Here is a 22300-nt window from a genome sequence, read left to right as displayed (position 1 = left end):
ATCGGCGCCGATGCCTCTCCCTTCGATTGGGTCCGGCTCAGTGCGCGAGAACGGTTGCGCCGGAACCTGATTCGGCCGTGGCGCGACGTCCGGGCAGCAGCAGCGCCACGAACGCGCCCAGCGCGACGATGACCGAGCCGACCTTCACCGCGGGGATCAGGCCGTCGACGTAATCCGCCGGGCTCATGTACGAGCCGTGCGAGGCGAACACCGAGGCCAGCACCGCGACACCCATGGCCACACCGACCTCACGGATGGTGTTGTTGGCGCCCGAGGCCATGCCCTGATCCGCCGGTGACGCATTGGCCATGACGACCGTCGCCGTGGGCGCGAAGGTCAGACCCATGCCCACACCGCCCAGGATGAACGGCAGCACGAAGTGGCTGTAGGACACGTCCACGCTCGTGGTGAGCGCCATCCAGAGCAGCGCGGCCGCCAGCAGCGCCTGCCCGATCGACACCAGCACCCGTGCGCCGACCCGGTCCACGATGAGTCCGGCCAGCGGGGCCACCACCATCGGGGCCATGGTCCACGGTAGCGTCCGCACGCCGGAAGCCAGCGGCGAATAGCCCTGCACCACCTGGAAGTACTGGGCCAGCAGGAAGATCGAGCCGAAGGTGCCCAGCGAGAAGGTGAACGACACCACGTTGATGACGTAGCCGCGCTTGCGGAACAGGCGCAGCGGCAGCATCGGATCTGTGGTCCGGCTCTCCAGGATCACGAACGCCGTGAGCGCGATCGCGCCGCCGATCAGGCCGGTCAGCACCTTGGCCGAGGTCCAGCCGTCGTCGGCGCCGTGGATGACGCCCCACACCACCGCGAGCACGCCGCCCGCCGACAGCAGCAGGCCGAGCAGGTCCAATCGCCGTGCGCCGCCGAAGGATTCGTTCAGCACGCGGGCGACCAGCGGCACCGCGATCAGGCCGATCGGCACGTTCAGCCAGAAGATCCACTGCCAGTTCAGGCCGTCGACCACCGCGCCGCCGACCACCGGGCCCAGTGCGATGCCCAGGCCGGAGATGCCGCCCCAGATGCCGATGGCGGCGCTGCGCATCTTCTCCGGCACCGCCGCGGACAGCAGCGTCAGCGACAGCGGCATGACCGCCGCCCCGCCGAAGCCCTGGGCCGCGCGGGCGGCGATCAGCATCCACGGTTCGGTGGCCAGCGCGCACGCGGCCGAGCCGAGCGTGAACAAGGCGATGCCGCCCAGGTAGACGCGCCGGCGGCCGAGCCGGTCGCCCAGCGCGGACGCGGTGAGCAGCAGTGAGGCGAAGGCCAGGGTGTAGGCGTTCACGAACCACTGCAGGTCCGAGAGCGAGGCGTGCAGTTCGGTGCGGATCACCGGCAGCGCGTTGGTCACCACGAGGTTGTCGAGCGTGACCATGAACATCGGAATGCCCACGGCGGCGAGGACGGCGGCGAGCGGGCGCTGCCGGGCCTGTGCGGCCACCTTTCCGGTGAGCGAGGAGGTTTCGAGTGTCTCAGTCATGTCCGATCCCCTTGTTGTAATCGACTGATAACTAGAGAGTATGCATCGACTGATAACATGTCAATGGCAAGGATGATTCCCCCACGAGGAGGCGCTGCCACCATGACCAGGACCCGGATGACGGCCGAGGAACGCAGCGAGGAAGTGCTGCGCGCGGCGATCTCCGCATTCGCCGAATCCGGTTACGCGGCAACGAAAACCGATGAGATCGCGCGCCGCGCGGGGGTCTCGCAGCCGTATGTCATCCGCCTGTTCGGCACCAAGCAGCAGCTGTTCCTGGCCGTCCTGGACCGGGTGTGCGGCCGCATCGAGGACCTGTTCCGCGCCGGCGCCACCCAGGCCGAGCCCGACGCCTCCCCCAAGGACCGCCTCGACTCCCTGGGCTCCCACTTCGGCGAGTACTTCCTCACCGAACGCGAGCTGCCCCGGGTCTTCCTGCAGGGCATCGCGGCGGCGGCCGAACCGGCCATCGGCGAGTGCATCCGGGAGAACTTCGGACGGCTCTACATCCTCGCCAAAGAACTCACCGGCGCGTCGACCTCCGAGGTCCGCCGCTTCTTCGCCACCGGCATGCTGCTCATCGACCTCACCGCGCTCGGCGTCACCGAACTCGAGGCCGAGACCCCGCCCTGGGCGGCCGAGATCCTCGAGAACCTCGGCGAGGACGGCATCTGACCGGCGGGCCGGAACCCGCCGCGGACCTCACTTCGCGTGCTGGACCCGCGAGCTCGAGTAGAGGCAGATAGCCGCGGCGGCAGCCAGATTCAGGCTCTCGGCGCGGCCGTGGATGGGAATCCGGATCCGGTGGGTGGCGCGGGCGGCGATGGCCTTGTCCAGGCCGTGCGCCTCGTTGCCGAACAGCCAGGCGACCGGGCCGCTCAGGATCTCGTCGGCGTCGTCGAGGTCGACCTCACCCTTGGCGGTGGTGGCCAGGATCGCGATGCCGGCCGCCTCGAGCGCGTCGAGGGTGGCGTCGATATCGCGAGAGCGGGCCACGGGGACGTGGAAAAGGCTTCCGGCACAGGCGCGTACGCATTTGCCGTTGTGGGGGTCGACCGAATCACCGGCCAGCACGACGCCGTCCGCACCGACGGCGTCGGCCACGCGGATCAGGGTGCCCGCGTTGCCCGGGTCGGCGATCTCGACGGGCACGGCGAGCATGCGCGGCGACGCGTCGAGCACCTCGCGCAGCGGCACGTCCACCAGCCGGCACACCGCGACCAGCCCGGGCGGAGTCACGGTCTCCCCCAGCATCTCCGCGGCGCGGTCGGTCACCATCGTGGTCCGCACCCCTTGGGCGGCGGCCCCGGCGACCAGCGCGTGCTCGCGTTCGGCGGCCTTCTCCGAGAAGAACAGTTCCTCGACCCGGCCGGTGTCCAGCGCCGCCTCGACCGAGTTCGCGCCCTCGGCCAGGAACAGGCCGGTCTTGCGACGAACCGGACTGCGGTGCAGCTTGACCGCCGACACGATCCGGGAGTTACGCCAGTCGATGGAATCAGCGCTCACGGCCACCTTGCCCCTCGGAGTTACGCGGAGATAAGAGAAGAAACGAAACGACCCGCGGACCATCGTCCGCGGGTCGTTCCGGCTATTGCTTTGTCACGCAGACCGAATCAGGCGGCCGGGGCGTTGACGTCGGCCGGCAGGGCAGCCTTGGCGGCCGCGACCAGCTGGGCGAAGGCCTCGGCGTCGGAGACGGCGAGCTCGGCCAGGATCTTGCGGTCCACCTCGATGCCGGCGGCCTTGAGGCCCTGCATGAAGCGGTTGTAGGTCATGTCGTTCAGACGCGCGGCGGCGTTGATACGAGTGATCCACAGCTGACGGAAGTCACCCTTCCGCGCCCGGCGGTCCCGGTAGGCGTAGGTGAGCGAGTGCAGCTGCTGTTCCTTGGCCTTGCGGTACAGGCGCGACCGCTGACCGCGGTAGCCCTTGGAGGCCTCGAGAACGGAACGGCGCTTCTTCTGAGCGTTGACGGCCCTTTTGACGCGTGCCACTTTTCAGTCCTTGATCGAATAGGGGGTGCGGCGATCGCACCCGGAGGTTGGTCGGTCGGCTCAGCCGAATTACTTGGCGAGCAGCTTCTTGACGCGAGCGACGTCGGCCTTGGCGACGACCTCCACGCCGTCCAGACGACGAGTCCGGGTGGACGGCTTGTGCTCGAGCAGGTGGCGACGGTTCGCCTGCTGACGCAGCAGCTTGCCGCTGCCCGACACCTTGAATCGCTTCGAGGCGCCGCTGTGGCTCTTCATCTTCGGCATGGATTCCTCAGTTCTGTCGTGCCGGAGGCGCGCGGATACCACACGCCTCCGGAGCTTCTCGTTATTACTGCTGCGGGGTGACCGATTCGGCAGCCGGGGCTGCGGTCTCGGCCGGGGCCGCCTCGGCGGGAGCCGGCGCGGGCGCACTGCTGCGCTGCTGCGTCGAGCTCGCGTCGTTCTGGGCCTTCACCCGCGTCTTCGCGCCCTTGTGCGGCGCGAGGACCATGGTCATGTTTCGGCCGTCCTGCTTGGCCGAGGTTTCGACGAATCCGAGGTCGGCGACGTCGGCGGCCAGTCGCTGCAGGAGCCGGAACCCGAGTTCGGGGCGCGACTGCTCGCGACCACGGAACATGATGGTGACCTTGACCTTCGACCCGGCCTCCAGGAAGCGCATCACGTGGCCGCGCTTGGTGGCGTAGTCGTGGTCATCGATCTTCGGGCGGAGCTTCTGCTCCTTGATCACGGTCTGGACCTGGTTCTTCCGAGACTCACGCGCCTTCTGCGCGGTCTCGTACTTGAACTTGCCGTAGTCCATGATCTTGCACACCGGCGGGCGTGCATCGGGCGCGACCTCGACCAGGTCGAGGTCAGCTTCCTGAGCGACGCGTAGTGCATCTTCAACACGCACGATCCCAACCTGCTCGCCGCCGGGTCCGATGAGTCGGACCTCGGGAACGCGGATGCGATCGTTGATGCGGGTCTCAGTGCTGATGGGGCCTCCTAGGTCAAGCGGTTCGTCAACGACCGCAAGCAATAACTGCAACCCCAATTTCAACACGAAAGCCCCGCTCCGGTATTTCACCGGCACGGGGCCCGAGTCGACCGATCCGCGACGCAAACAGCTCGCATCGCACCGCACGCAGGAAAAACCCACGCGCAGAACCCATCACGTGAATGATGGGCGACCGGACCGTTCAACCCGGCGCTGTCAGCGCTGGTTGACGGTGGGAGTCGGGCTCCACTTGATGCCCCGAGTCGGTTGCAGGAACCAGTCCGGGGCGGTCGTCGCGGAAGAGTCTAACACTCATAGCGGGGAGCTCCGAATCGGCCGCCCCCACGACCAGCGCCGACGCGCGCGATGGCATTCTCTACCCCATGAGCGAGGCTACCTTGAACGACGATTCCGCCCTCATCGACGGCGAGGTCGTGCGCGAATTGGCCGAGATCCCCGCGGTCGAGGTCATCAGCCGCGCCGCCGTCATGCTGATGAGCTCCGCGGCCGAGAAGCTGGGCCTGGGCGAACCCGACCCGGCCAGCAGCCCCCACCTGGACCTGGACGAGGCGCGCCGCGTCATCACCGCGCTCGCCGGCCTGGTCACCGCGTCGGTCGAGTACCTCGGCCCGCACGCCGGTCCGATCCGCGACGGCCTGCAGTCGCTGCAGCGCGCGTTCCGCGAATCCTCGGAGTACCCGGACGCCCCGGGCGCGGGCCCGGGCGAGAAGTACACCGGCCCGGTGTACTGATCGGACGCCCTGACGTCAGCTGTCGAAAACGGCCCGCCCGAGTTCTTTCGGGGCGGGCCGTTTTTCGTTCGGGCAGCCGCTACGCCCTGGGGCCGATGCCGTCGAGGAGTGTGGCGACGACCGCCGCGGGCTCGATGGCGGGCGGTGACATGCCGGGCAGCACCGCGTTGAGGACCCGGTCGTGGCAGATGCCGACCAGGACCGCCGCCGCGGCGGCGATGTCGGCGTCGGGGGCGAGGCGGCCGAGTCGCCGCTCACCGGCCAGATAGTCGGAGAGCAGCACTCGCCAGTCGGGCTGAGCCGTCGGCAGTTCGGCGAACCGATCCAGCACGGCCGGGGCGGACAGCAGGCCCGCGAAGACCGGCAGCACCGCGCGGTGCAGATCGAGGCCCGCGCTCAGATATATACGGAGATTCTCCGCGACCGTCGCTTCCCCCGGGGCGGGCAGTGAGCCGAGCGCGCGGTGCGCGGCGTCGACGTGCGCGCGGACCGCGGCGGCGAGCAGGGCGTCCTTGTCCGGGAAATGGTTGTAGAGGACGCCGTCGGCCACCCCGGCCGCGCGCGCGATGGCGCGCACGGTCAGGGTGGCGGCCGAGCCGTCGGCGAGCAGGCGCTGCGCGGTGGCGACGAGGTGATCGCGCAGGGTGTCGTCGGTGGCGCGCAGCGCCGCGGCCTTACGGGGGGACATGGATGGTTACGGTAGCGGGGTCGCGGCCGTGACGAGCCAGGCCGACCCGCGCAGCGCGATGCCGCCGGGAGTGGCGTAGGGAATCAGGGCCGTGGAGATCGCCTGGCGGACTTCGTCGTCGGTGGCGAACCCGGCCAGGGAGCGGTGGTAGCGGACCGGACCCCAGCCCATGATGAATTCGGTGGCGTCGGCGATGTCGTCGCCCCAGATGCCTTCGGCCTCACGGTATTCGACGCCGATCTCATGGAAACCCGCGGCGGACAACAGGTCCCGGATGCGGTCGGGCTCGGAGAACGGGCCTTCGGCGGGGCTGACCGTGAAATCGCCGAGATGAGCTGCGGCGGCGCCGAATACGGCGCCCAGGTCGGTGCCGGGCAGCGGGGTCATGGCGGCGAAGGCCAGGCGGCCGCCGGGGCGCAGGGCGCGGGCGATATTGGCGAAGGCTGCCACCGGGTCGGTGAAGAACATGATGCCGAAGCGGCTCAGCGCGGCGTCGTAGGCGGCGTCGGGGAAGGGATGAATCTGGGCGTCGCCCTGTTCGAAGCCGACATTGGGGACGGCTTCGGCGGCGGCCCGTTCACGGGCGCGGGCGAGCATCGGTCCGGACAGGTCGACACCGGTCGCTGAACCGGCGCCGGCGCGGCGGGCGGCGGCGCGGGTCAATTGGCCGTTACCGCAGCCGATGTCGAGGACCCGGTCGCCGTCGGTGATGCGGGCGGCGGTCAGCAGGGGTTCGTCGAAGCCGTGGTTCACGGCGTCGTAGCGGTCGTAGTGGCCTGCCCAGTGTTCGCCTTCGTAGCCGTTCCAGGCTTCGGACTGGGCGGTATTCACGATCTCGGTCATGCTCGGCTCCTATTGTGAACAGGTGTTCATGAACGTATGTTCATATTGCGCGCGGCCGAAGGCGCGTGTCAATACCCGCCCCGGGTAACGAATTACGCTGAACGTTCAGCGACCAACCGGCAAACGTCCAGCGACGGAGCGGCATCCGGAGAATCGGCCGCTCCGGCCTGCTGGGATCTCGGCCGGATTGTTAACGCGCGGCCGGACCTGCGACATAGCTGGTTGCGGGCTGATCGCCTGTGCGGCTGGATGATCGAAACAGCGTGGCGACATCGAGCCGGTGCTGGTTGGATGCCGGAGTATCGCACCGATCGGCGCGAGCGCGGGCGACGTCCTGCATACTACGACGGGCAGCGGCAAGGCTGCCCTCACTACGAGATCGAATGGACTTCGGGGGTTGTACATGAATGACCTGATATCCCAAGGGAACCGCACGTCCGGCAGCCGGATTCGGCGCGGCGTGCTCCCGATCATGATCGCCGCGGCCGCGACCGCCGCGCTCGTGTCGGGCTGCACCTCGTCCTCCAGCTCGGACAGCAAGGCCACCACCTCGCAGGCGGCCCCGCCGTCGCAGCTGCCCGAGGGCGCGCAGATCGTCGCCGAATCGGCCAAGACCACCCAGACCCTGCAGTCGGTGCACGTGGTGCTGGACGTGAAGAACCTGCCCACGCTGTCGGTCAAGAGCATCAAGGCCGATGTCACCAACCAGCCGCAGGGCCAGGGCCAGGCCATCGGTGACGCCGAGGTGAAGGTCAAGCAGGACGGCGACTTCACCAAGACCAAGTTCATGGTCGTCGACAAGACCCTCTACACGGGTGACGGCACCAAGTACTCCCCCGTCGGCCCCGCCGAGAAGATCTACGACCCGGGCGTCCTGCTCGACAAGGACAAGGGTCTGGCCTACGCCATCTCGCAGGTGAAGAACGCCAAGGCCGAAGGCCGCGAGAAGATCGACGGCGTCGACACCGTGAAGGTCAGCGGCACCATCTCCGCCGACGTCATGGACCCGGTCGTCCCGCAGATCGGCAAGGACGGCGGCGAGTTCCCGATCACCCTGTACATCAAGGACGTCGCGCCGCCGAGCGGTGCGGGCACCACCCTGCCCTCGACCGCGGCCTCGCCGGGCACCGGCCCGAACCTGGTGCGCGCCATCGTCACCAAGGACGCGGGCACCGTCACCGTGACGTTGTCCGACTGGGCGAAGCCGGTGCACGTCACCAAGCCCGGCGGCTAAACACGCGCCCGTCTGTCCTGTGAGTTGGGAGCCGGTTCGGGGAACGAGCAACGGCGGCAACAGCTGTCGTCCGACCCCGGCCGGCTTTCGCATTTTTTCCGGGCTGCTGTTAACAAAAGCCCACTTAAGAGATTGTTCAGTGAATTGCAAGCCGCAACGCCGACGATTCCATCCGTAAGTTCGAACGCGGTGTGTGCGTGTGGAGGAAAGCTATGACGATCGAACGGCCCGAGGCCGAGGCGACGATCGAACGGCAGGCGCCCGAAGGTGAATTCCGCCGGCCCCCGCTCGACGGACCGCCACCCATCTCCAACGTCTGGGTCTACGACGGGAAAGCCTACGACCTCTCCGACTGGATTTCCAAGCATCCGGGCGGCGAGTTCTTCATCGGCCGGACCAAGAACCGCGACATCACCTCGATTGTCGGCTCGTACCACAAGAATCCGGAAGCCATCGGCAAGATTCTGAAGAAGTACGCGCTCGACCGTGACGCCCTGCCCGAGGACATCCACCCCAAGGCCAACGCGCCCGCGTTCCTGTTCAACGAGGGTTTCGACAGCTGGCGCGACACCCCGAAGTTCAGCTTCGACAACAAGGACGACCTGCTGCACAAGGTGAAGGCGCGGCTCAAGGAACCCGAGCTGGCCGCCCGGATCCGGCGCATGGACACCTATTTCAACATCGTGGTCGCCATTCTCGCGGTGGCGTACTTCGCGGTGCAGGGCCTGCGGCTGTTCGAGCGGTCCTGGATGCCGTTGCCGGTCTTCGTGATCGCGATGGTGCTGCTGCGCAGCTCACTGGCCGGGTTCGGGCACTACGCCATCCACCGTGCCCAGAAGGGCATGAACAAGATCTACACGAACGCCTTCGACTTCAATTACGTCGCACTGGCATTCGTGACCGCGGACGGCCACGCCCTGCTGCACCACCCGCACACCCAGAGTGAAGTCGACATCAAGAAGAACGTCTTCACCATGATGATGCGGATCCCGCGGCTGTACCGGGTGCCGATCCACACCCTGCACAAGTTCGGTCACACCGTCACCGGCATGACCTTCCGCCTGCTCGACGTCTGCCGCCTCACCCGCAAGGTGGGCATCAAGGACATGTACGGCACCTGGGGTGGGGCGCTGCCGCACTTCATCGGGTCGTTCGGCGCGCGGTTCCTGCTGCTGGGCGAGCTCATCGCCTTCACCGTGATGGGCGACTTCTGGGCCTGGGCCCTGCAATTCGTGATCACCCTGTGGGTCTCCACCTTCCTGGTGGTGGCCAGCCACGACTTCGAGGTCGAAACCGAGGAACTCGAGCACAACTCCGAGGACTGGGGCGTCGACCAGATCGAACAAGCCTACGACCTCAAGGTGGTCGGCAACCGCTACCTGGACTGCTTCCTGTCGGCGGGCCTCAGCTCGCATCGCGTCCATCACGTACTGCCCTACCAGCGCAGCGGTTTCGCCAATATCGCCACCGAGGACGTGCTGCGTGAGGAGTCGGCGAAGTTCGGCGTGGAATGGCTTCCCGCCAAGAGCTTCTTCACCGACCGCTTCCCCAAGCAGATCCGCACCTACATCCTCGCGCCGTCCGACGACGCGGTGGAGCGCAAGTGGGGGTTCGTCAAGGAGCACTTCTCGCCGCTCGCCCTGAAGACCTGTGTCGTCTACACCGCGCAGGGCTTCACCGGAATCGGCACGGTCTGAACCGATTCCGAACACCGCGGCGCGCCGGAACATGCGCCGGCCGCACCGCGGGTTCCACCAAAGAATACGAGGGGAGTCATTCGTGTCCATCACCATCGACGAAGGGGCCGCCCGGCCCGCAGCCCGGTTCGCGGGAGGCGAACCCGGCTACGACTTCGCGCCGACCCCGATGCCGCCGGCCCCGCCGACCACCGTCGGCGTGATCGAGTCCATCGCCACCGGCGCGCCCGCGCAGATCTTCGCGCAGGCCGACGCCGCCGCCCAGGTCGCCGGACTGTTCACCGACCCGGCCCAGCAGGCCCGGATCCCGCGGATCTACCAGAAGACCCGGGTCACCACCCGCCACCTCGCGGTGAACCCGATCGACCCCGAATTCCTGTCCTACAGCCGGGAATCGGGCACCATCCGCGACCGCATGAACACCTTCTACGACCACGCGGTGCCGCTGGCCGTGGACGTGGCCGGCCGCGCCGTCGCCCACCTCGAGGACCCGGCCGCCGAGATCGGCATGCTGGTCTTCGCCACCAGCACCGGGTTCATCGCACCCGGCGTGGACGTGGCCGTGGTCAAGCAGCTGGGCCTGTCCCCCACCGTCAACCGGGTCGTCGTGAACTTCATGGGCTGCGCCGCGGCCATGAACTCCGTGCGCGCCGCGACGGATTACGTGCGGGCGCACCCGGACAAGAAGGCGCTGGTCATCTGCATCGAGCTGAGCTCGGTCAACGCCGTGTTCGACGACAATGTCAACGACGTCATCATCCACAGCCTCTTCGGCGACGGGTGCGGCGCGGTGGTCATCGGCGCCCGGCAGGCGCACCAGCAGCTGCCGGCCGGATCCATCGTCATCCGGGACAGCTTCAGCTACCTGTTCGACGACGCCGAGGACGGAATCGTGCTGGGCGTCAACGACAACGGCATCACCTGCGAGCTGTCGGAGAACCTGCCGCAGTACATCCTGCGCGGCGTGGACCCGGTGGTGACCGAGGTGCTCGCGCGCCAGGGCCTCACCAAGTCCGACATCGATCTGTGGGCGATCCACCCGGGCGGCCCCAAGATCATCGAGGAGTCGGTGCGCTCGCTCGGCCTCGGCGCCGAAGAGGCCGCCACCAGCTGGGACGTGCTCGCCGAGTACGGCAACATGCTCAGCGTCTCGCTGATCTTCGTGCTCGAGCAGATGGTCGCGCAGTCGGCGTCCCAGCCGATCTCGACGGGCGTGGCGTTCTCCTTCGCGCCCGGCGTCACCCTCGAGGGCGTCGTGTTCGACGTCATCCGTTCCTGACCAGCCCGACCCGTCCAGTCCAGAGAGCCAGCAGTCATGCAACTCATCAGATTCCTCATCTCCATCTCGTGGATGCGGATCGCCGGCGTCATCGCCTCCGGTCTCGTCTGCGGTGCGGCCAATACCTACCTGGTGACATTGATTCGGGGAGTGGTGTCACCGGAACCGCACCCGGGCGTCACCGTCCAGGCGTTCGTCGCGACCGCCCTGGTCATCCTGATCAGCGGCGTGATCTCGCAGGTGCTGCTGATCCGGCTGGCCCAGGACGCCATCTACCGGCTGCGCGCGGACCTGAGCTCGCGCATCGTGTCCGCGCCGCTGGAACACCTGGAGCGGCTGGGCCAGCACCGGCTGATCGCCACCCTCACCGAGGACGTGCGGGCCCTGTCGCAGGCGGTGACGGCCATCCCGAGCATCTGCATCGACCTGGCCACCATCGTGGGCTGCTTCGTGTTCCTCGCGGTCGTGTCCGGGCCGATCTTCGCCACCACGGTGGCGGGCACGCTGCTCGGAATCGCCTGTGTGGAACTGGTTCTCAAGCGGGTGCGGGCGCTGTACCAGTCCGCACGGGAGAACGAGGACGGGCTGCTGCGCTCCTTCCAGGCGGTGTCGCTGGGCATCAAGGAGCTCAAGCTGCACCGCGGCCGGCGACGCGACTTCATGGACAAGCACCTGCTCGGCTCCGCGGAGACGCTGCGGGCGCAGAACATCGACGCCGGGTCGAAATTCACCGTGGCCCAGGGGTTCGGGCAGCTGCTGCAGCTGGCCACCATGGCGCTCATCCTGTTCGGGCTGGCGCGGGCGCTGGAACTGCCGCAGAACGTGATGGTCGGCTACGTGCTCGTCACCACGTTCCTGGCGATGCCGATGCAGAACTTCATGCACCGCATCCCGGACCTGCTGCGCGGTGACGTGGCACTGGCCAAGATCCGGTCGCTCAACCTGTCCATCCAGACCGCGCACGACGAATCGCGGCTGCCCTACACCGAGCGGGCCGCCGTCACCGCGGCGCGGCTCGAGCTCAACGACGTCGGCTACAGCTACCTGACCGAGGCGCCGCCGGCGATCCCGCCGCTGCCCGGCACCGGACCGCACCCCGGCCCGGGTCCCGGACAGCGCCCCGGCGGGGGCCGGCCGCATCCCGGCGGCCCGCCCCCGGGCCACGGTCCGCAGGGTGTCGACCGGCCGGATGTCAACGGGCACAGGTTCGTCGGCCACGGCGGGCACCCGCTGCCCAACGGCGGGCCCATGGCCCCGCCGCAGGCCGACGGCTCCGGCTTCCACCTGGGCCCGCTGGATCTGACCTTCGAACCCGGCCAGATCAGCTTCATCGTGGGCGGCAACGGCAGCGGCAAATCGACGCTGGCCAAACTGATCACGGGCCTCTACGTCCCGCAGCACGGCCATCTCACGCTCAACGGCGAGACGATCGACCACACCAATATCGAGTGGTTCCGGCAGAACAGCTCGGCGGTCTTCACCGACTTCCACCTGTTCGAGGACTACCTCGGCTTCGAGGACGGCGTCGACGACCAGGTCCGGAAGTACCTGAAGGAACTCCGGATCGATCACAAGGTGACCGTGGAGAACGGCCGCCTGTCGACGATCGACCTGTCGCAGGGACAGCGCAAGCGCCTGGCGCTGCTGACCGCGCTGCTCGAGGACCGGCCGATCTACCTGTTCGACGAGTGGGCCGCCGATCAGGAGCCGAAGTTCCGTGACGTGTTCTACCGCGAGATCCTGGTCTCGCTGAAGAACCGCGGCAAGACCGTCATCGTCATCACCCACGACGACCGGTACTTCGACTGCGCCGACCAGCTCGTCAAACTCGACTTCGGCCACATCGCCGAGGTCAAGGAACTCGAGCCGCCGCTCGCGGCCGCCGAGTAGGAGCGAAAGCCGAAGGCCCCGTACCGATTCCGGTACGGGGCCTTCGCGCTGTGGGACGGTCAGCGCAGCGCGGCGGCCTTGCGGCGCGCCGCGGCGGCCTTCTTGGTGGCCGCGGCCTGAGCCTCGGTCTTCGGGGCGGCCTTCTTCGCGGGCGCCTTCTTCGCGGGCTTCGGCTCGGCGAGGGCCGGCGGCTGGGCCGCGAGCACGGCCTTCAGGAACTGACCGGTGTAGCTGTCCGCCACAGCCGCAACGTCTTCCGGGGCGCCCTGGGCGATGACCATGCCACCGCCGGAACCGCCCTCGGGGCCCATGTCGATGACCCAGTCGGAGGTCTTGATGACATCGAGGTTGTGTTCGATGACGATCACCGTATTGCCCTTGTCCACCAGGCCATTGATGACGGCCAGCAGCTTGCGGATGTCCTCGAAGTGCAGGCCGGTGGTGGGCTCGTCGAGAATGTAGATGGTGCGGCCGGTGGACCGCTTCTGGAGTTCGGCGGCCAGCTTCACGCGCTGCGCCTCACCACCGGACAGCGTCGGAGCCGACTGGCCCAGGCGGACATAGCCGAGACCGACGTCCACCAGCGTCTTGAGATAGCGGTGGATCGAGGTCACCGGCTCGAAGAAGTCCGCGGCCTCCTCGATCGGCATGTCCAGCACCTCGGCGATGGTCTTGCCCTTGTAGTGGACTTCCAGGGTTTCGCGGTTGTACCGCGCGCCGTGGCAGACCTCGCACGGGACGTACACGTCCGGCAGGAAGTTCATCTCGATCTTCAGGGTGCCGTCACCCGAGCACGCCTCGCAGCGGCCGCCCTTCACATTGAAGGAGAACCGGCCCGGCTGATAGCCGCGCACCTTGGCCTCGGTGGTGGCCGCGAACAGGGTGCGGATCTTGTCGAAGACGCCGGTGTAGGTGGCCGGATTCGAGCGCGGGGTGCGGCCGATCGGCGACTGGTCTACCTGCACCAGTTTGTCCAGGTGATCGAGGCCGTTGACCCGGGTGTGGCGGCCCGGCACCTGACGCGCGCCGTTCAGCTTGTTCTGCAGCACGGTCGCCAGAATGTCGTTGACCAGCGTCGACTTACCCGAACCGGAGACGCCGGTGATCGAGGTGAGCACGCCCAGCGGGAAATTCACGTCGATGTCGCGCAGGTTGTGCTCGGTCGCGCCGACCACGGTGAGCTGCTTCTTCTTGTCGATCGGCCGCCGCACCAGCGGCAGGTCGATGCGCTCGCGCCCGGAAAGGTAAGCGCCGGTGAGGGAATCCTTGTCCTTCAGCAGCCCCTCGTAGGGACCCGAGTACACCACCTGACCGCCGTGCTCACCGGCCAGCGGGCCGATGTCGACGACCCAGTCCGAGGCGTGGATGGTGTCCTCGTCGTGCTCGACCACGATCAGCGTATTGCCGAGACTCTTGAGGCGCGTGAGGGTTTCGATCAGGCGGCGGTTGTCGCGCTGGTGCAGGCCGATGGACGGCTCGTCCAGCACGTACAGCACGCCCACCAGGCCCGACCCGATCTGGGTGGCCAGGCGGATGCGCTGCGCCTCACCGCCGGAGAGGGTGGCGGCGGCGCGCGAGAGCGTCAGGTACTGCAGGCCGACGTCGAGCAGGAAGCCCAGGCGCGCCTGGATCTCCTTGATCACCTGCGCGGCGATGGCGGCCTGCCGGTCGTCGAGGGTGAGGGTGTTCAGGAAGTGCGCGGCATCGCCGATCGACAGATCCGAGATGTCGGCGATGGAGCGGCGTTCCGTGCCGGCCGACAGCGTGACCGCGAGGATCTCCGGCCGCAGGCGCGCGCCGGCGCACACCGGGCACGGGATGTCGCGCATGTACCCGTCGTAGTGCTCCTTCATCGCCTCCGACTCGGTGGCGTCCATGCGCCGCTGCAGGAACGGCATCACACCCTCGAAATCGGCGTAATACGAACGCTTGCGGCCGTAGCGGTTGGTGTAGGAGACGTGCACCTGCTCGGAGCTGCCCTCCAGCACCGCCTTGCGGGCCTTGAGCGGCAACTGACTCCACGGCGTGTCCATGGAGAAGCCGATGGCCTCGGCCAGGCCCGACAGCAAGCGGGTGAAGTACTCGGCGGTCTGCCCGCGCGACCACGGCGCGATCGCGCCCTCGGCCAGGCTCAGATCCGGGTCCGGCACAACGAGATCCGGATCGACCTCCTTGCGAATACCGAGACCGGTGCAATCCGGGCAGGCGCCGTAGGGCGAGTTGAAGGAGAACGACCGCGGTTCCAGATCCTCGATGTCGAGGGGGTGCCCGTTCGGGCAGGCCAGCCGCTCGGAGAAACGTCGCTCCCGATCGTGGGCGTGCTCGTCGCGGTCCACGAAGTCCAGCACCACGATGCCGTCGGCCAGCCGCAGCGCGGTCTCGATCGAATCGGTCAGGCGCTGTTTGGAACTCGGCTTCACGGCGAGGCGATCGATGACCACCTCGACATCGTGCTTCTCCTGCTTCTTCAGCTTGGGCGGATCGGTCAGCGGATGCACCACGCCGTCGACCCGGACGCGCGAGTAGCCCTGCGAGTTCAGCGACTCGAACAGGTCCACGAACTCACCCTTACGGGTGCGCACCACCGGCGCGAGCACCTGGAACTTGGTGCCCTCCGGCATGGCCAGCACCTGATCCACGATCTGCTGCGGGCTCTGCTTGGCGATCAGGTGACCGCAGACCGGGCAGTGCGGGGTGCCCGCGCGCGCGAACAGCAGACGCAGATAGTCGTAGACCTCGGTGATGGTGCCGACCGTGGACCGCGGGTTGCGGTTGGTCGACTTCTGGTCGATGGACACCGCCGGGGACAGGCCCTCGATGAAGTCCACGTCCGGCTTGTCCATCTGACCCAGGAACTGCCGGGCGTACGCGGACAGCGACTCCACGTAGCGGCGCTGTCCCTCGGCGAAGATGGTGTCGAAGGCCAGCGACGACTTTCCGGACCCGGACAGACCAGTGAAAACGATGAGGCTGTCACGGGGTAGGTCGAGATCGACCCCTTTGAGGTTGTGCTCCCGCGCTCCGCGCACCGTCAGGCGATCCGCCACCTGGCCATCCTTCCAACGTTCCGGCATCCAGACATACCCCCGACGCCATGCTAGGGGCACCCACCGACAAGTTTGGATACGCCGACTGAAACGCTGGTCACAGTGTGTTTATTGCGACGGGCGAGAGTGATCTCGCCCGCACCGGCTCAGACCGACTTCTCGGTGATCGCCGTGGCGGCCCCGGCCACGCTGGGCAGCGCCCGGCGCACGCAGCTCGAGAGCACCCGCGGCGGCCGCGCCCGCTCCCGATCGCGGGCGCGATCCTCGGACCCGGCCGCGGTGACCAGGGCCAGGTCACCGTCGAAACGGCGGTAGAGCAGCCGCCCGCGGCGGACGTCGGCGTCGATGAAGAACAGGTACGGCAGCCCGCCCAGGCACAGCCGCGCCACCGCCTCGTCCTCGAGCAGCATGGGCACGCCGTCGCGCGGACGGCCCAGCGTGCGCACCCCGAGCGGCCCGGTCCAGCAGACCACCGCCTCGGATCCGGTGTCGGCGTCGATGAACAGGTGCGCGTCGTAGTCCATGGCGTCGAGCACCCGCGCCGCCGCCGCGGGCGTGGCCACCTGTAGTCGGCAGTCCTTGCGCCGCACGATCGGCCGCGGCTCGGTGATCGCGGACAGCGACGGGCGCGCGGGATCCGGCCAGGGCCGGGACAATTCGTCCGGCGGGCAGCCCAGTCGCAGGTCCAGCCGTTCCAATGCGAAGGTGGCGGCGAACCGGCCGGGCCCGGCGACCTGTACCCGGAACGACTTCCCCAGCGCTCGGACACTCGCCTGCGCGAGGGTGGTGCCGTCCTCGGGATCGCCGTCGTCGGGATCGGGCCAGTGCAGGCGTGCCCGCACCGGCCCGACGACTCCGTGGCGGCGCAATACCCTGCCCAGTCCGCGCGCCACGCGGGTCACCTCCCCCGACGGGACGGGCCCGTGCGTGGTCACCACGAAATCCGGATCGATTCCACTCGACCACACATCGAACGCGCCCATAGCCGACCCCGCTCTCCCTGTCTCCGACCCGGCAACCGAACTCCATGGCAACACACGTCACGTGGGCCCGACAGTGCCGAAAGTCCCGAAACAGACCACTTTCGGGGAAAAGTCTCCGACAAAAGATCTCGGGCGCGCCGATTCGCCTGGAGATTAGGGACCTTCGGCGGTATCCCGTTGCCGCGCCGCGAGTTACGTTGGCCGGGACCATTCGCGCACGCGCGCGAACCGACCGCGCATCACCGACATCCTGGAGGCCGTCGTGATCAAAGTCTTCCTGGTCGACGATCACGAGATCGTCCGCCGCGGTCTGACCGACCTGCTGGAGGAGGACCCCGAGCTGACCGTGGTCGGCGAGGCGGGCGACGTCGCCCAGGCGCTGGCCCGGATCCCGGCGCTGCGCCCCGATGTGGCGGTGCTCGACGTGCGCCTGCCCGACGGCAACGGCATCGAACTGTGCCGGGACCTGTTGGCCGACATCGACGATCTGCGCTGCCTGATCCTCACCTCCTACACCGACGAACAGGCCATGATGGACGCCATCCTGGCCGGCGCCAGCGGCTACGTGGTCAAGGACATCAAGGGCATGGAGCTGGCCAAGGCCATCAAGGAGGTGGGCGCGGGCCGCTCGCTGCTGGACAATCGCGCGGCCGCCGCCCTGATGGCCCGGCTGCGGCGCAGCACCGAATTCGACGGCCCGCTGGCCGGTTTGACCGATCAGGAACGCAAGTTGCTCGATCTGCTCGGCGACGGCCTCACCAACCGGCAGATCGCCGAACGGATGTTCCTGGCGGAGAAGACGGTCAAGAACTACGTGTCCCGGCTGCTGGCCAAACTCGGGATGGAACGCCGCACCCAGGCGGCCGTCCTGGCATCGAAATTGCGTACGGGACAACCACGTTCGGCATGACAACCGCACGGCAACCCCGGCGCGCATAGAATCGCGCTGACGTCGCGTATCCGCCGGACCGCAGGACATACATGCACGACATCCCCCGCACCGGCCCTTACTCGGTGCGTGAAACGCTGTCGCAGCTGCGATTACGCGAGTTGCTCACCGAGGTCAAGGACCGAGTCGAACAGATCATCGACGCCCGCGATCGGATCGACGGGCTCGTCGAGGCGATGTTGCTGGTCACCTCCGGGCTGGACCTGGAGCAGACGCTGAGCACCATCGTGCGCGCGGCCACCATCCTGGTCGACGCCCGCTACGGGGCGCTGGCCGTGCTCGGGCACGAACAACAGCCCAGCCAGTTCATCTTCCACGGCATCGACGAGCAGACCCGGGTCAAGATCGGGGCGATGCCCGAGAGCCACGGCGTGCTCGGACTGCTGCTCGACAAGCCCGAACCGCTGCGCCTGGACGATCTCACCCGTCATCCCGCCGCCGTCGGCTTCCCCGAGCATCATCCGGAGATGCGCACCCTGCTGGGCATGCCGGTGCGCATCCGCGGCGAGATATTCGGAAACCTCTACCTCGCCGAGAAATCCGGCGGCCACCCCTTCACCGAGGACGACGAGGTGCTGCTGCAGGCGCTGGCCGCCGCGGCCGGTATCGCCGTCGACAATGCCCGGCTCTACGAGCAGGCCCGCACCCGGCAGGCGTGGATCGAGGCCACCCGCGACATCGCCACCGAATTCCTCGCCGACACCGAACCCAACAAGGTGCTCGCCCACGTGGTGGCGCACGCACGCGAACTCACCGCCTCCCAGCAGGCGCTGCTGGCCGTGGTCGCCGATCCCGAGGAAGCGCCCGAGCGGGTCACCGAGCTGGTGGTGGCGCAGTGGTCCGGGCCGGGCGAGCCGCCCGCCGGGCACGCGGTGCGCACCGTCGAGACCGCGGTCGGCCAGGCCCTCACCACCCGCACCCCGCTCCGTTTCGACGACGGCCGCCACATCGACCTGGGCACCCCGATCGCCGATATCGGCCCGGCCCTGGTGCTGCCGCTGCACACCCCCGATTCCACCCTGGGCGTGCTGATCACGCTGCGCTCGGCCGAATCCGCGCCCTACTCCGACGAATTGGTGGAGCTGATCGCCGCCTTCACCGATCAGGCCGCGCTGGCCATGCAGCTGGCGGTGGCGCAGCGGCGCATGCGCGAACTCGACATCCTCACCGACCGCGACCGCATCGCCCGCGATCTGCACGACCACGTCATCCAGCGGCTGTTCGCCATCGGGCTGGCGTTGCAGGGCACGGTGCCGCGCGCGCGGGTGCCCGAGGTGCAGCGCCGGCTCGCGGACGCGATCAACGATCTGCAGGACGTGGTGGAGGAGATCCGCACCTCGATCTTCGACCTGCACGGCGGCGACGGGCACAGCAACCGGCTGCGACAGCGCATCGAGCGCGCGGTCAAGCAGCAGACCACCGCCACCGACATCCGGGCGCTCATGCACATCACCGGCCCGCTGTCGGTGGTCGAGCCCGCGCTCGCCGATCACGCGGAAGCCGTTGTGCGCGAGGCCGTCTCGAACGCGGTCCGGCATTCGGGGGCCGACACCATCACCATCGACATCGGGGTGGCCGACGATCTCACCATCGTGGTCGCCGACAACGGCCGCGGGATCCCGGATTCCATCACGCCCAGCGGGCTCACCAACCTGGCGCGCCGGGCCGAACAGTCGGGCGGGCGGCTGGCGGTGTACCCGCGCCGCGACACCAATGGCGACGACGAGGACATCACCACCACGGGAACCAAACTGCACTGGTCGGTACCGCTGCACTGAATCAACGCCACCCGACCGCACCGGCCGGCGTCAGGTGAGCGGGCCGAGCACCACCGCACTGTTGTTGCCGCCCATGCCGAGCGCGGTCTTCAAGGTGAGGCCGCGGATGCCCGGCTGCACGCCGTCCACCAGGCGGGCGTACGCCGGCGCGACGATCGGCGCGGACACCAGCACCCCGCGCTCGTAGCCCATGGCCGCGGCGGCGATCTCGATTCCGGCCGAGGCGGCCTGGCAGTGCCCGGCCAGCGGCTTGAGCGCCGTCACCTGCGGGCGGTCGTCGAAAATCCGGGCCAGCAGCGCGGTTTCGGCCGCGTCGCACTGGGCGGTGCCGGAGGCGTGGGCATTGAGGCAGGCGATCTCCTCGGGGCGGACGTCCGCCGCGGCGAGGGCGCGGTGCACACAGTGGTAGATCTGCTCGAACGACGGCTCGACGGAGACGACGTGGTAGCCGTCGCTGGTCATGGCCCCGCCCAGCACCGCCGCGTAGGGGCGGTCGGCGTCGCGGGTCAGCATCAACGCGACCGAGGCCTCACCGAAGACGAAACCGCGGCTGCCCTCCTGGAACGGCCGGCACGCCTCGAGCGGATCGGCGTCGAAGACCGCGGCGCCCAGATTCACGAACGCCTGCACCATGTCGGGTGAGGCCGACAGGTCGGTGGCCACCACCAGCACGTCGTCGGCCACGCCGTGGTCCATCCATAGTCGGGCGGTGACCAGGGCCACGTTGAGTGAGGAGCAGGCGGCGCTCACGTTCATGGCCGGACCGTGGAAGCCGAACTCGTTCATCAGCATCGACACCGGGGTCGAGGGGATCAGCCGCAGATAGTCGCGCGAGCGCCGCTGTCCGCCGTCGACGGTGAAGAAGTCCTGCCATTCGTCGAGGTTGCCGAGCACGATCGCGTGCAGCAGTCCGACGGTCCGGCCGGGCCGCCAGCCGCGGCCACGGGCGTCGGTGACCGCTTCGCGTGCGGAGTCCAGGACCGCGCGGAGGTAGCGGCTCGGCGGTAAGTCCGGATCGCCGCCTTCGGGAATCCGCGCAACCCACCCATGCCGATCGCGTCCGGGCCCGTACCCTGGATGTAGCCGGGCCGCGGACTTCCCGCTCAGCAAACCCTCCCAGAGGGTTTCTCGGCCCCAGCCGTACCCGGTCACGGCACCGATACCGGCAATCGTCATATGATCTTGATGCTGACCGTCGGCAATCGAGACGGGGTTGGCGCCAGGCATTGCATCGCTCCTCTCCAGGCACTTCATTCAATACGCTCGGCAAGCTGCACCAGCAAATTTTCAGATAACAGAATGGTGCCGTGCTCCATCGACGTGTTCCGCACCGACGATCAGGGGGTGAACGAAATGGTGGGTAACGATCGGGCAAACCTCCCGTCCGACACCGAACAGCTGGCCCAGCGGTACCGGTCCCTGGTGGACTTCAGCCCGGACGGCATCGTGGTCCACGAACGCGGAATGATCGTCTACGCCAATCCGGCGCTCCTGCGCATGCTCGCCGCCGACGACCCCGAGGACGTCATCGGCCGGCCCGTCACCGATTTCGTCTCACCGCCGTCGGTCGCGCCCATGCTCGACCGCATCCGCCGGCTCACCATCGCCGGCACCGCCTCCGACCCCACCGAGATGACCCTGCTGCGCTGCGACGGGAAAACGCTGGAGGTCGAGACCGTGTCGGTGCTGACCGCCTGGCACGACCATCTGGCCTATCAGGTCGTCGTGCACGACCTGACCCCGCAACGCCGCGCCGAGGCCGCCCAGCGGCAAGCCGAGCAGTTCTTCACCTCCGTGGTGTCGCAGCTGGAGGAGGGCGTGGTGGTGATCGACCGCGACGGCCGCATCGAATCCGCCAACCCGGCCGCGCGCCGCATCTTCGGCTACGACGCCAAGGACCTGATCGGCACCCACATCGACGACCTGCCGCTGTGCCTGCTCGACGCGAACGCCCAGCCCATGCCCTCGACCTGGTATCCGATCATCCGCACCCTGGCCACCGGCGAGGACGTGACACGGTTCGTGTTCGGGCTGGACCGGCCCGACGGGCAGCGGCGCTGGCTCTCGGCCAACAGCCGCCTGCTCAACCCCACCGACCCCAACTCCCCCGCGGTGTCGTCGTTCAACGACATCACCGAATTTCGCGCCAGCCGAAGGCAGTTGGAGTACCAGGCCACCCACGACCCGCTCACCGGGCTGGCCAATCGGTCGCTGGTGCTGTCGAAGCTGGCCGCGGCGGTGGGCACCGCCGAGACGCTGCCGGTGTCGAGCGTGCTGTTCATCGACCTGGACGGATTCAAGACCATCAACGACACCCTCGGGCACGCCATCGGCGACACCGTGCTGCAGATCGTGGCCCAGCGGCTGCAGCGCGGGCTGCGCGCCGACGACGTGGTGGGCCGCATCGGCGGCGACGAATTCCTGGTCCTGCTGTCGGGGCGCACCCTGGGCGACGATCTGGACGTCCTCATCGCCCGGCTGCGGCAGGCCACCTCCGAGCCGATCATCGCGCGCGGACACCGCATCCAGGTCGACGCCTCCGTCGGCGTCACCCACCTGCACGCCGGCGACACCCGCACGCCGGAAGCCGTGCTGCACGACGCCGACCTGGCCATGTACCGGGCCAAGCCGCCCAACCACCACAACACTCCGCTGACGCGGCGCACCGACAGCACCCACGCCTCGTAACCCGGGCACCCAC

Annotated in this window: 19 protein-coding genes; 9 read left to right on the top strand and 10 right to left on the bottom strand. The window is 68.3% G+C overall.

From position 1 onward, the window contains the following. Positions 1-37: 37 nt before the first annotated feature. Complete coding sequence (locus ACWEOI_RS28085; RefSeq protein WP_433666656.1) at positions 38-1489, bottom strand: DHA2 family efflux MFS transporter permease subunit; 1452 nt, start codon at positions 1487-1489, stop codon at positions 38-40. A 102-nt stretch (positions 1490-1591) separates the two neighbouring features. Here ACWEOI_RS28085 and ACWEOI_RS28080 point away from each other — a divergent pair, with 102 nt between their 5' ends. After that, entirely contained in the window at positions 1592-2164 is a 573-nt protein-coding gene (locus ACWEOI_RS28080; RefSeq protein WP_452361513.1) for a TetR/AcrR family transcriptional regulator, read from the top strand. Positions 2165-2191: 27 nt separating this feature from the next. On the opposite strand, the gene ACWEOI_RS28075 is transcribed toward ACWEOI_RS28080, so the two are convergent. The 4 genes from ACWEOI_RS28075 to infC form a co-directional block, all read right to left on the bottom strand. Then, positions 2192-2995: a TrmH family RNA methyltransferase gene (locus ACWEOI_RS28075; protein WP_452361512.1), complete on the bottom strand. Its 804-nt coding sequence runs from the start codon at positions 2993-2995 to the stop codon at positions 2192-2194. Positions 2996-3102: 107 nt separating this feature from the next. Continuing rightward, positions 3103-3483 (bottom strand): 50S ribosomal protein L20, encoded by a 381-nt coding sequence (gene rplT, locus ACWEOI_RS28070; protein WP_040807291.1) that lies wholly within the window; start codon positions 3481-3483, stop codon positions 3103-3105. Positions 3484-3552: 69 nt separating this feature from the next. Then, entirely contained in the window at positions 3553-3747 is a 195-nt protein-coding gene (gene rpmI / locus ACWEOI_RS28065) for a 50S ribosomal protein L35 (RefSeq protein WP_040856904.1), read from the bottom strand. 64 nt (positions 3748-3811) lie between these two features. After that, positions 3812-4510: a translation initiation factor IF-3 gene (gene infC / locus ACWEOI_RS28060; protein WP_433673414.1), complete on the bottom strand. Its 699-nt coding sequence runs from the start codon at positions 4508-4510 to the stop codon at positions 3812-3814. A 332-nt stretch (positions 4511-4842) separates the two neighbouring features. Between infC and ACWEOI_RS28055 the strand changes: the two genes are divergently transcribed. Next, positions 4843-5211: a DUF1844 domain-containing protein gene (locus ACWEOI_RS28055; RefSeq protein WP_213560615.1), complete on the top strand. Its 369-nt coding sequence runs from the start codon at positions 4843-4845 to the stop codon at positions 5209-5211. 79 nt (positions 5212-5290) lie between these two features. Here the strand turns inward: ACWEOI_RS28055 and ACWEOI_RS28050 are convergent, their stop codons facing one another. Beyond that, complete coding sequence (locus ACWEOI_RS28050) at positions 5291-5899, bottom strand: TetR/AcrR family transcriptional regulator (protein WP_452361511.1); 609 nt, start codon at positions 5897-5899, stop codon at positions 5291-5293. A gap of 6 nt (positions 5900-5905) precedes the next feature. Continuing rightward, a complete protein-coding gene (locus ACWEOI_RS28045) occupies positions 5906-6742 on the bottom strand; it encodes a class I SAM-dependent methyltransferase (protein WP_452361510.1) in 837 nt (278 codons plus the stop codon). A gap of 403 nt (positions 6743-7145) precedes the next feature. On the opposite strand from ACWEOI_RS28045, the gene ACWEOI_RS28040 reads away from it, so the two are divergent. From ACWEOI_RS28040 to ACWEOI_RS28025, 4 genes are all read left to right on the top strand, one after another. Next, complete coding sequence (locus ACWEOI_RS28040; protein ID WP_357097123.1) at positions 7146-7976, top strand: LppX_LprAFG lipoprotein; 831 nt, start codon at positions 7146-7148, stop codon at positions 7974-7976. Positions 7977-8188: 212 nt separating this feature from the next. Beyond that, positions 8189-9673: a fatty acid desaturase gene (locus tag ACWEOI_RS28035; protein ID WP_379280307.1), complete on the top strand. Its 1485-nt coding sequence runs from the start codon at positions 8189-8191 to the stop codon at positions 9671-9673. 82 nt (positions 9674-9755) lie between these two features. Further along, the gene (locus tag ACWEOI_RS28030; protein ID WP_433666662.1) at positions 9756-10952 is read left to right on the top strand and encodes a 3-oxoacyl-[acyl-carrier-protein] synthase III C-terminal domain-containing protein; all 1197 of its coding nucleotides are present in this window, start codon (positions 9756-9758) and stop codon (positions 10950-10952) included. Between the two features lie 36 nt (positions 10953-10988). Further along, a complete protein-coding gene (locus ACWEOI_RS28025) occupies positions 10989-12842 on the top strand; it encodes an ATP-binding cassette domain-containing protein (RefSeq protein WP_433666663.1) in 1854 nt (617 codons plus the stop codon). Positions 12843-12901: 59 nt separating this feature from the next. Here ACWEOI_RS28025 and uvrA read toward each other — a convergent pair whose 3' ends face one another. After that, positions 12902-15889: an excinuclease ABC subunit UvrA gene (uvrA, locus tag ACWEOI_RS28020; protein ID WP_452361509.1), complete on the bottom strand. Its 2988-nt coding sequence runs from the start codon at positions 15887-15889 to the stop codon at positions 12902-12904. Between the two features lie 146 nt (positions 15890-16035). Next, the gene (locus ACWEOI_RS28015; protein ID WP_452361508.1) at positions 16036-16872 is read right to left on the bottom strand and encodes a sigma 54 modulation/S30EA ribosomal C-terminal domain-containing protein; all 837 of its coding nucleotides are present in this window, start codon (positions 16870-16872) and stop codon (positions 16036-16038) included. A 262-nt stretch (positions 16873-17134) separates the two neighbouring features. On the opposite strand from ACWEOI_RS28015, the gene ACWEOI_RS28010 reads away from it, so the two are divergent. Further along, a complete protein-coding gene (locus tag ACWEOI_RS28010) occupies positions 17135-17782 on the top strand; it encodes a response regulator transcription factor (protein ID WP_357097132.1) in 648 nt (215 codons plus the stop codon). Between the two features lie 71 nt (positions 17783-17853). Beyond that, positions 17854-19599, top strand: a complete 1746-nt coding sequence (locus tag ACWEOI_RS28005) for a GAF domain-containing protein (RefSeq protein ID WP_433666666.1) — start codon at positions 17854-17856, stop codon at positions 19597-19599. Positions 19600-19629: 30 nt separating this feature from the next. On the opposite strand, the gene ACWEOI_RS28000 is transcribed toward ACWEOI_RS28005, so the two are convergent. Further along, positions 19630-20775, bottom strand: a complete 1146-nt coding sequence (locus tag ACWEOI_RS28000) for a beta-ketoacyl synthase N-terminal-like domain-containing protein (protein WP_452361507.1) — start codon at positions 20773-20775, stop codon at positions 19630-19632. A gap of 177 nt (positions 20776-20952) precedes the next feature. On the opposite strand from ACWEOI_RS28000, the gene ACWEOI_RS27995 reads away from it, so the two are divergent. Continuing rightward, the gene (locus ACWEOI_RS27995; protein ID WP_433666668.1) at positions 20953-22287 is read left to right on the top strand and encodes a diguanylate cyclase; all 1335 of its coding nucleotides are present in this window, start codon (positions 20953-20955) and stop codon (positions 22285-22287) included. Positions 22288-22300 lie beyond the last annotated feature (13 nt).

This window comes from Nocardia sp. NPDC004340 (genome assembly GCF_053602575.1).
This window is presented reverse-complemented; position numbering and strand designations above follow the sequence as displayed.

Excerpts from the sequence above, each read along its gene's own strand:
- ACWEOI_RS28040 (WP_357097123.1), top strand. The coding sequence starts at position 7,146 with ATGAATGACCTGATATCCCAAGGGAACCGCACGTCCGGCAGCCGGATT.
- ACWEOI_RS28055 (WP_213560615.1), top strand. The coding sequence starts at position 4,843 with ATGAGCGAGGCTACCTTGAACGACGATTCCGCCCTCATCGACGGCGAG.
- ACWEOI_RS28005 (WP_433666666.1), top strand. The coding sequence starts at position 17,854 with ATGCACGACATCCCCCGCACCGGCCCTTACTCGGTGCGTGAAACGCTG.
- ACWEOI_RS28000 (WP_452361507.1), bottom strand. The coding sequence starts at position 20,775 with ATGACGATTGCCGGTATCGGTGCCGTGACCGGGTACGGCTGGGGCCGA.
- ACWEOI_RS28050 (WP_452361511.1), bottom strand. The coding sequence starts at position 5,899 with ATGTCCCCCCGTAAGGCCGCGGCGCTGCGCGCCACCGACGACACCCTG.
- ACWEOI_RS28085 (WP_433666656.1), bottom strand. The coding sequence starts at position 1,489 with ATGACTGAGACACTCGAAACCTCCTCGCTCACCGGAAAGGTGGCCGCA.
- ACWEOI_RS28080 (WP_452361513.1), top strand. The coding sequence starts at position 1,592 with ATGACCAGGACCCGGATGACGGCCGAGGAACGCAGCGAGGAAGTGCTG.
- rpmI (WP_040856904.1), bottom strand. The coding sequence starts at position 3,747 with ATGCCGAAGATGAAGAGCCACAGCGGCGCCTCGAAGCGATTCAAGGTG.
- ACWEOI_RS27995 (WP_433666668.1), top strand. The coding sequence starts at position 20,953 with ATGGTGGGTAACGATCGGGCAAACCTCCCGTCCGACACCGAACAGCTG.
- ACWEOI_RS28045 (WP_452361510.1), bottom strand. The coding sequence starts at position 6,742 with ATGACCGAGATCGTGAATACCGCCCAGTCCGAAGCCTGGAACGGCTAC.
- ACWEOI_RS28035 (WP_379280307.1), top strand. The coding sequence starts at position 8,189 with ATGACGATCGAACGGCCCGAGGCCGAGGCGACGATCGAACGGCAGGCG.
- ACWEOI_RS28025 (WP_433666663.1), top strand. The coding sequence starts at position 10,989 with ATGCAACTCATCAGATTCCTCATCTCCATCTCGTGGATGCGGATCGCC.
- ACWEOI_RS28015 (WP_452361508.1), bottom strand. The coding sequence starts at position 16,872 with ATGGGCGCGTTCGATGTGTGGTCGAGTGGAATCGATCCGGATTTCGTG.